Source organism: Devosia insulae DS-56, assembly GCF_000970465.2.
GTDB classification, from domain to species: Bacteria; Pseudomonadota; Alphaproteobacteria; order Rhizobiales; family Devosiaceae; genus Devosia_A; species Devosia_A insulae.
The window spans coordinates 1-3,713 of sequence record NZ_LAJE02000201.1; the positions used below are offsets into that span (position 1 = coordinate 1).

The 3,713-nt window shown below is 64.7% G+C and carries 3 protein-coding genes; 1 reads left to right on the forward strand and 2 read right to left on the reverse strand.

Features of this window, described 5'->3' with window-relative positions:
* Positions 1 to 4 precede the first annotated feature (4 nt).
* Both VW23_RS14540 and VW23_RS14545 read right to left on the reverse strand, forming a co-directional pair.
* Positions 5 to 838 (reverse strand): SMP-30/gluconolactonase/LRE family protein, encoded by an 834-nt coding sequence (locus VW23_RS14540; protein WP_069910275.1) that lies wholly within the window; start codon positions 836 to 838, stop codon positions 5 to 7.
* Positions 839 to 973: 135 nt separating this feature from the next.
* A complete protein-coding gene (locus VW23_RS14545; RefSeq protein ID WP_069910276.1) occupies positions 974 to 2,461 on the reverse strand; it encodes an MDR family MFS transporter in 1,488 nt (495 codons plus the stop codon).
* A 481-nt stretch (positions 2,462 to 2,942) separates the two neighbouring features.
* Between VW23_RS14545 and VW23_RS14550 the strand changes: the two genes are divergently transcribed.
* A complete protein-coding gene (locus VW23_RS14550; RefSeq protein ID WP_141728342.1) occupies positions 2,943 to 3,644 on the forward strand; it encodes an RNA polymerase sigma factor in 702 nt (233 codons plus the stop codon).
* Positions 3,645 to 3,713: the final 69 nt, after the last annotated feature.

Below are 3,713 nucleotides of genomic sequence, written 5' to 3' on the forward strand. Positions count from 1 at the left end.
GTCCCTACGGATACCCCGCGTGCGGCACCGCGACGCGGGTGCTGAACACGCGGCCGGTGGGTTTGCTGACATCGACGCTGCCGGTCCACTCGTTGGCGACCATGTAGAGCGTTCGGCCATCCGGGCCGCCGAGCATCACGGCAAAGCACATGCGGTCGAGCTCGAACTTTTCGACGATCTCGCCGCCATCGCGGATGCGCAGCACCGTAGGGCCGGTGGAGGTCCAGATGGCGCCTTCGGCATCGGCGCGGATGCCGTCATTGCCGTACTGCCCGACATTGCCCCAGAGCCGGCGGTTACTGAGGCTGCCGTCTTCGCCGATGTCGAAGGCGGTGAGGTTGCCGTTGAACGATTCGGCGCAGACCAGCGTCCGGCCATCGGCGAGGATCGCCATGCCGTTAGGGAAAGCGAGGCCTTCGGCGACCTTGCGGCTGGTGCCGTCTGGCCCGACCAGGGCGATGAAGCCAGGGCGGAACTCGCCGCCGGGAAACTCGAAATCGACATTGTTGACGTAGATGTGGCCCTGCGGGTGCACGGTGATCTCGTTGCAGCCGCGCTCCGACAGGCCGGAAAGATCGGCGAAGCGGGCAAAACTTCCGTCGGGCTGGCGGAACTGCAGCTCGTTATCGGCGGCGTGCACCAGCAGCATGCGGCCATCGGGCAGCCAATCGAACGAGAAGGGGAGCGAGGCCACCTCCGCCTCGACCGTCGAGCGTCCTTCGGCGTCGATTGTGTAAAGCTTCTGGCCAACCCAGTCGGCGAACCAGAGCTTGTTATCATGCCAGCGCGGGCATTCCCCGAGCAGGATTCCATCCATCAGCTGGGTGATCTCGGTCATCGCTAAACTCCCTGATTGCTCTCAAAACAATGTCGGGCGACCGGTGGCGATTTCGACAGGCCCGCAAAAGAAATCGGGCGCCGGAGGGGATCCGGCGCCCGATCGATTCAGTGATTCACGTGAAGCACTAGCGGGTTAGTGCCCGCCCATGCCCGCCATTTCGGGGTTTGCCGGCGGCTTCTTGACGAAGAAGGCCGCGACGATGGCGAACAGCGAAATGATCGCGCCGGTCATAAAGCCGAGGCGAATGCCCGAAGCGAGCGCGGTGACCGGCTCGGTGCCGGCCGCCGTGAGAGCGGTGGACTGGATGGTCATCAGGGCGATGAACAGCGCCACGCCAGCCGCACCCGCCACCTGCTGGACCGAGCCGAGGATGGCCGAGCCATGCGAATAGAGCTGCATCGGCAGCGAACTCAGCGACGCGGTGAACAGCGGCGTGAACATGATGGCGAGGCCGATGCAGAGCGCGATATGGCCGGCGAGGATCACCCAGATCGAGGTGTTCTGATCGACCAGGGTGAGGCCCCAGAGCACGGCGCTGACGATGATCGAGCCGGGGACCAGGAGGCGCGTGGTGCCCCACTTGTCGTAGAGCCGGCCGACCACCGGGCCAAGCAGGCCCATCATCAGGCTACCCGGCAGCAGCATCATGCCGATCTGCAGCGGATCGAGCTTGATGACGTTCTGCAGGAACAGCGGCAACAGGATGATGACGCCGAACAGCGCCATCATGGCGATCGCCATCATCACCACCGACAGGGTGTAGTTGGTGATGGCGAAGGTGCGGAGGTCGAGCAGGGCCTTATCCTGCAGCGTGAGCTGGCGCCAGACGAACAGCACCATGGTGACGAGGCCGATGCCGAGCGGAATCCACGGCGACATGCCGTGCTCGCCGGCGGCAGACGCCGCTTCGCCGAAGCTTGAGAGGCCGTAGACGATGCCGCCAAAGGCGAGCACCGACAGCACGACCGAGATCAGGTCGAGCGGGGTCGAGCGCGGGGTCGAGACGTTCTTCATCCGCCAGGCACCCAGCGCCAGTGCGCCGAGCGCAATCGGCAGCACCAGGATGAACATGAAGCGCCAGTCGAAGTGAGTGAGGATGAAGCCACCGATGGTCGGGCCGATGGCAGGCGCCACCGACATGACGATCGAGATGTTGCCCATGGTCTTGCCACGCGATTCGGGCGGCACCAGCGTCATCACCGTGGTCATCAGCAGCGGCATCATGATCGCCGTGCCGACGGCCTGGATGACGCGGCCGAACACCAGCAGCTCGAGACCCGGTGAGACGGCGCAGATCAGCGTTCCCACCGAGAAGATCGCCATGGCGAGCATGTAGATCGGCCGGGTGTTGATGCGCTGCAACAGGAACCCGGTGATCGGAATCACCACGGCCATGGTGAGCAGGAATGCCGTGGTCAGCCACTGCGCCGCGCTGGCGGTGACGCCGAGGTCGGTCATCAGCGGCTGGATCGCCACACTCATGATGGTTTCATTGAGAAACACCACGAAGGTGGAGACGAGCAGCAGCGCGATCACCAGCCGGTTGCGGGCGGCGGTGGAGGGTTCGACCGGCGCCGTAGCGGCAGTCGAGGGAATATCGGTCATCGTTTCGGAGGTCATTTGTGGCCTGCCTTGCGGTGAGAGGAAACAAAATCGGGGTGGCTGAATGGCACAGATGGGGTGGCGGCGGCCAGCCCGCAGGGCGCATAGCGCCCGTGCAGGGGCGCGGCGATTACCGACGGGGTCATAGGGAAATCTCCTTGGCTTTCACCAGTACGACGAGCGACCGGTGGCGAAATCGACAGCGTGCGCCGCAAAAATAGTTAAGCGGCGGATTAAGCGTTGATGAGGCAAGAGTCAATGTCGGGGCGTGACGAGGGACCAGGTCGTCAGCACGCATGGCGGTGGTGGTAGCTCAAGGTGGGGGGCTTGAAGCAAGCCCCTTCAAACCCATATGTAGAAACTGAGGCGTTGCGCTATATGGGTTCCTTTGGCGCCGCCGGACAGTTTCGAAGGGCTGGAGCATCGCTCCGGCCCTTTTGCATTCGTGCTAGCATCGGGAACTTTTTCGCCGGGCGATCGTCCAACCGGGCGATGGAGGATGGCGATGCTGACCCTGGTGAAATCGCGCGGTGAACTTGCCGGCCTGAGCCAGGCGGAGCTGGTAGAGGCGGCGCGGCAGGGCGACGAGACGGCCATTCGCCTGTTGATCGAACGCAACAACCAACGGCTGTTCCGCGCGGCGCGGAGCGTTTTGCGCAATGACGGCGAAGCCGAAGACGTGGTGCAGGAAACCTATGTGAAGGCCTTCACGGCGCTCGCGAGTTTTCGCGGCGAGGCGAGCTTTTCCACCTGGCTGACCCGCATCGCGCTCAACGAAGCGGTGTCGCGGCTGCGGCGCCGGAAGCCAAGCAGCGCGCTCGACGCGCTCGACCAGGCGGTGAGCGCCGATGCCGGGCTGGTGTCGCTATTCCCGCTGTCGCTCGCCCCACTCCCCGCCGATCTGGAGGCTGCCCGATCCGAGATGCGCCAACTGCTCGAAACCGCCATCGATGGCCTGCCCGAGGGATTTCGCACGGTGTTCGTGTTGCGCGAGGTCGAGGGGCTCAGCACCGAGGAAACGGCGGCGCACTTGCAGCTCAAGCCCGAGACGGTGAAGACCCGGCTGCACCGGGCGCGAAGGATGCTGCGCGTGGTACTGGAAGAGCAACTGCGCGGCTCGTTCGCCGAGCTCTATCCGTTCGACGGGGCACGCTGCGCCAACATGGCGGACCGGGTGATCGGGGTGTTGCACGGGGCGTAAGACGTCGATGGCTGGGGCGATCGCCTCCCTCCCCCTTGAGGGGAGGGATTGATGGTGGGGGTGGTGCGG

Bases quoted from the DNA above. Each gene is read 5' to 3' on its own strand.
- VW23_RS14540 (WP_069910275.1), bottom strand. From the start codon at position 838: ATGACCGAGATCACCCAGCTGATGGATGGAATCCTGCTCGGGGAATGC.
- VW23_RS14545 (WP_069910276.1), bottom strand. From the start codon at position 2,461: ATGACCTCCGAAACGATGACCGATATTCCCTCGACTGCCGCTACGGCG.
- VW23_RS14550 (WP_141728342.1), top strand. From the start codon at position 2,943: ATGGCGATGCTGACCCTGGTGAAATCGCGCGGTGAACTTGCCGGCCTG.